The organism is Polaromonas sp. P1_G1, assembly GCF_056405595.1.
On sequence record NZ_JBFUBU010000321.1, the window covers coordinates 1 to 354 of the forward strand.

At 61.3% G+C, this 354-nt stretch carries 1 protein-coding gene; it reads right to left on the minus strand.

Translation table 11 applies throughout. The features are described from left to right. Positions 1 to 354, minus strand: a 354-nt coding sequence (locus AC1D1Y_RS27035) for a DUF1972 domain-containing protein (RefSeq protein WP_477685043.1), incomplete at both ends; no start/stop codon positions are given.

Consider the following 354-nt stretch of genomic DNA (forward strand, 5'->3'; position numbering starts at 1 on the left):
GTTGATAACGTTGGGAATGCCCTTGAGCCGCAGCAGCGCGCAAAACACCGCAGTGTTGTAGCCCAGTGTCAGGCACAAGTCGCGGTGCTTGGCGGCGTGGGCTGTGGCTTGCCAGTCAAACACAATGGTGCCCTTGGGGCCTTCCTGGCTCACTGGGATGTGCACGCGCTCCACACCTTGCCAGGTGTCTTCAAACACGGGCCCGGTGCCTTCGTCCTGGCAATACACGACCACGCGCCAGCCCTGGGCTACCAAGTACAGCGACAGGTATTCAGCGAAGGTTTCAAAGCCACCATGCGCGGCAGGTACGCCCCGGGTGCCGAGGATGCGAAGGGTCTTGTTCGTCTGTGCACT